Here is a 2,615-nt window from a genome sequence, read left to right on the forward strand (position 1 = left end):
CCCCCCAGGGGCTCCGCCCCCGGACCCCCGCGCCCACTGGGGTGCGGCTTGCGCTTGGCGCGCGGCTGCGGGTGTCGTCGTGGCTGGTCGCGCAGTTCCCCGCGCCCCTGATGGGGTGCCCTGCTCCGTTACTCCCCCCGGTTGTGGGCAGGCGTTCCGCAGGGCGGAACGGGTGGGCACAACCGGACCACCGGCCGCAACCGACCACCATGGGGGTCCGGGGGCGGAGCCCCCGGTGGGTGCCCTTACGCCGGGTGGAGCCAGTGGCGGCGGCCCAGGCTGATCAAGAGGAGTTGGCGGCGGGCCACGTCCGCGATGCGGGGGGTCTCGTCCGGGGGTGCTTCCAGGAAGGCGGATGCCGTCATCACGAAGTGGTCGACGTAGAGCCCCGCCAGCATGCGGACGTCCTCCGCGCTCCAGCCCTCCGAGAGCGGCTGTGCCGCGAGCGCTTCGGCCACCTCGTCGCCGAAGCGCGCGAGTTCCGCGCCGATCGCCTCGCGTACGGCCCGTACGCCGCCGTGGCGTTCGCGGGCGATGAAGCGGACGTGGGCGGGGTGTTCGCGGACGTGCGCGGCCACGACCTCCACGCTGCGGTCGATGAGGGACTCCGGGTCGGCCTGTTCGGCGAGGACGGTGCGGATCATGGCGTGCAGGCTGCCCAGCGCCTCCTCGACGAGGGCGACGCCGAGGTCGGCCATGTCGCGGAAGTGGCGGTAGAACGCGGCGGGGGCGACGCCCACGACCCGGGTGACCTCGCGCAGTCCGAGGCTGCTCAGGCTCTGCTCCTCCAGCAGGCCGAGCCCCGCCTCCAGGAGGGCCTGCCGGGTCTTGCGCTTCTGTGCCTCACGGACGCCGAGGGTGTTGCTCATGTCGTTCAGTTAACAACTGTTTGCCGGATGGCGCCAGGAAGGGGTACCCTCTTTTCAGTGAACAGTTGTCATCCCAAGTGTTCACCCAAGGTCAGGGAAGGACAGGCAATGATCCTCCTCATAGCGGCCCTCCTCGTGCTGGGAGTCCTCGTGGGCGCCGCCGCCCATGTCTCGCTCCCGGTGCTGCTTCCGGCCGCGGGCGCCATCGCCCTCTGGCTGGCCGCCTTCGCCGTCCGCGAGCGCACGAGGGAGCGGTGACGATGACCATCACGACACAGCGCGTCGAGGTGGCGCGCTCCGCCCCGGCCGCCCGCGTGGTCGCCCCGTCCCGCGCCGACGCCATGGCCGTCTGGTCCTTCGTCCTCGGGCTGGTCGGCCTGCTGGTCTTCAACCTCGTGCTGGGTCCCGTCGCTCTCGTCCTCGCGGGCCTGGCGCTCGCGCGCGGCACCGGGCGCCGAGGCCGCGCGGCCCTCGGGCTGCTGCTGGGCGTCGCCGACCTGGCCGTCGTCGTGTCGCTGATGGCGGCGGACCACACGGTCTCCTGGTCCTTCACGGTCTGATGGACGGCCCCGCCTCCCGGAGCCAGCGCCCCAGCGCCCACGCGGGGAAGTGCCGTGCGGAGAGCCGGAGATCGAGCATCACGGTGCCGAAGAGGACCCCGGTCACCGCGGACTGTTCCCAGGTGCCGTCCTCGCCCTGCCAGCGGCACAGCCACCGCACCCCGCGCTCGGCCGCCGCGTCCTGCGGCCCCTCCGCGTCGAGCAGGGCGAGGACCGCCCACGCGGTGGAGACGGGCTGGCTCTCGGAGTGCTCGACGTAGCGGCCCTCCAGGCAGCCCGAGTGGTGTTCGCCCCAGCCGCCGTCGGCGCGCTGCACCGAGCGCAGCCACTCCGCCGCCCGGCGCAGCGCGTCGTGCGTCGTGGGCAGCCCGGCCGCGCGCAGGCCGCGCACCGCGCACCAGGTGCCGTGGAGGCGGTGGACGCCCCGCGCCGCGGGCCAGGAGCCGTCGGCGGCCTGGTGGCGCAGCAGGAAGCGGACGGCCCGGCGGCGCGCCCGCCGTACCACCGGGGGCTCCACCGCACCGCACGCGGCGGCGAGCCCCACCAGGGCGGAACCGGTGCTCTCGACGTACGAGCCCTCGACCACGCAGTCGGTGAACATCTCGGTGGGGTTGAGCGCGTCCAGCAGACGCGGGGCCCTGCGCCGCTCGTACGCGCCGAACCCTCCGTCGCGGTTCTGGCGCCGCAGCAGGAAGGCCGCCGCCTCGCGCACCGCCGCCTCCCTGTGGCGGTCGCCGCGGGGCGCCGCGTACAGCAGCGCGGTCAGGGCCTCGGCGGTGCAGTCGCTGACCGGCCAGCGGTGGCCGCCCTCGGAGGCGCACCAGCCGCCGCGTGCCGCCGCCCGCGCGGTCACCTCGGGATCGGGCACCTCCTCGGTGAGCCGGGCGCCCCACAGGAACGCCGTCGCCCGCACGAGCGCCGCCTGGGTGACGATCCGGTCGTCGGTGAGCAGCGCCTCGACGGCGAAGGCGGTGTCCCGGGTCTGGGTGCGGCCGCTCGCGAAGCGCACCCCGTCCACATCGCTCCAGCGCCAGTACGCCTGGGCCTCGAAGGCCCGCCGCACGGCCAGCGACCCCGGCCGCCGGTCGTGCAGGACCAGGACGTTCAGCAGGGCGCTGCCGGGCGTCAGGCCCATGTCGCGCGTCGTGCGCTGCTCGTGCTCGACCCGCCGGTAGCAGACCTCCAG

At 74.8% G+C, this 2,615-nt stretch carries 4 protein-coding genes; 2 read left to right on the top strand and 2 right to left on the bottom strand.

Annotation, left to right across the window (positions count from 1 at the left end; genetic code table 11):
• Positions 1-245: 245 nt before the first annotated feature.
• Positions 246-869, bottom strand: a complete 624-nt coding sequence (locus K6I34_RS35340; protein WP_229332123.1) for a TetR family transcriptional regulator — start codon at positions 867-869, stop codon at positions 246-248.
• Between the two features lie 108 nt (positions 870-977).
• On the opposite strand from K6I34_RS35340, the gene K6I34_RS35345 reads away from it, so the two are divergent.
• Complete coding sequence (locus tag K6I34_RS35345) at positions 978-1,127, top strand: hypothetical protein (protein ID WP_229332124.1); 150 nt, start codon at positions 978-980, stop codon at positions 1,125-1,127.
• A gap of 2 nt (positions 1,128-1,129) precedes the next feature.
• Positions 1,130-1,429 carry a DUF4190 domain-containing protein gene (locus tag K6I34_RS35350; protein WP_374231108.1) on the top strand — a complete coding sequence of 100 codons (300 nt, stop codon included), beginning with the start codon at positions 1,130-1,132 and terminating at the stop codon, positions 1,427-1,429.
• Here the strand turns inward: K6I34_RS35350 and K6I34_RS35355 are convergent.
• On the bottom strand, positions 1,419-2,615 hold a 1,197-nt coding region (locus tag K6I34_RS35355; RefSeq protein ID WP_275127223.1), incomplete at its 5' end, for a prenyltransferase/squalene oxidase repeat-containing protein. The two genes, K6I34_RS35350 and K6I34_RS35355, sit on opposite strands and share 11 nt — an antisense overlap.

The organism is Streptomyces sp. UNOC14_S4 (genome assembly GCF_020740835.1).
Lineage (GTDB): Bacteria > Actinomycetota > Actinomycetes > Streptomycetales > Streptomycetaceae > Streptomyces.

Excerpts from the sequence above, each read along its gene's own strand:
- K6I34_RS35340 (WP_229332123.1), bottom strand. The coding sequence starts at position 869 with ATGAGCAACACCCTCGGCGTCCGTGAGGCACAGAAGCGCAAGACCCGG.
- K6I34_RS35345 (WP_229332124.1), top strand. The coding sequence starts at position 978 with ATGATCCTCCTCATAGCGGCCCTCCTCGTGCTGGGAGTCCTCGTGGGC.
- K6I34_RS35350 (WP_374231108.1), top strand. The coding sequence starts at position 1,130 with ATGACCATCACGACACAGCGCGTCGAGGTGGCGCGCTCCGCCCCGGCC.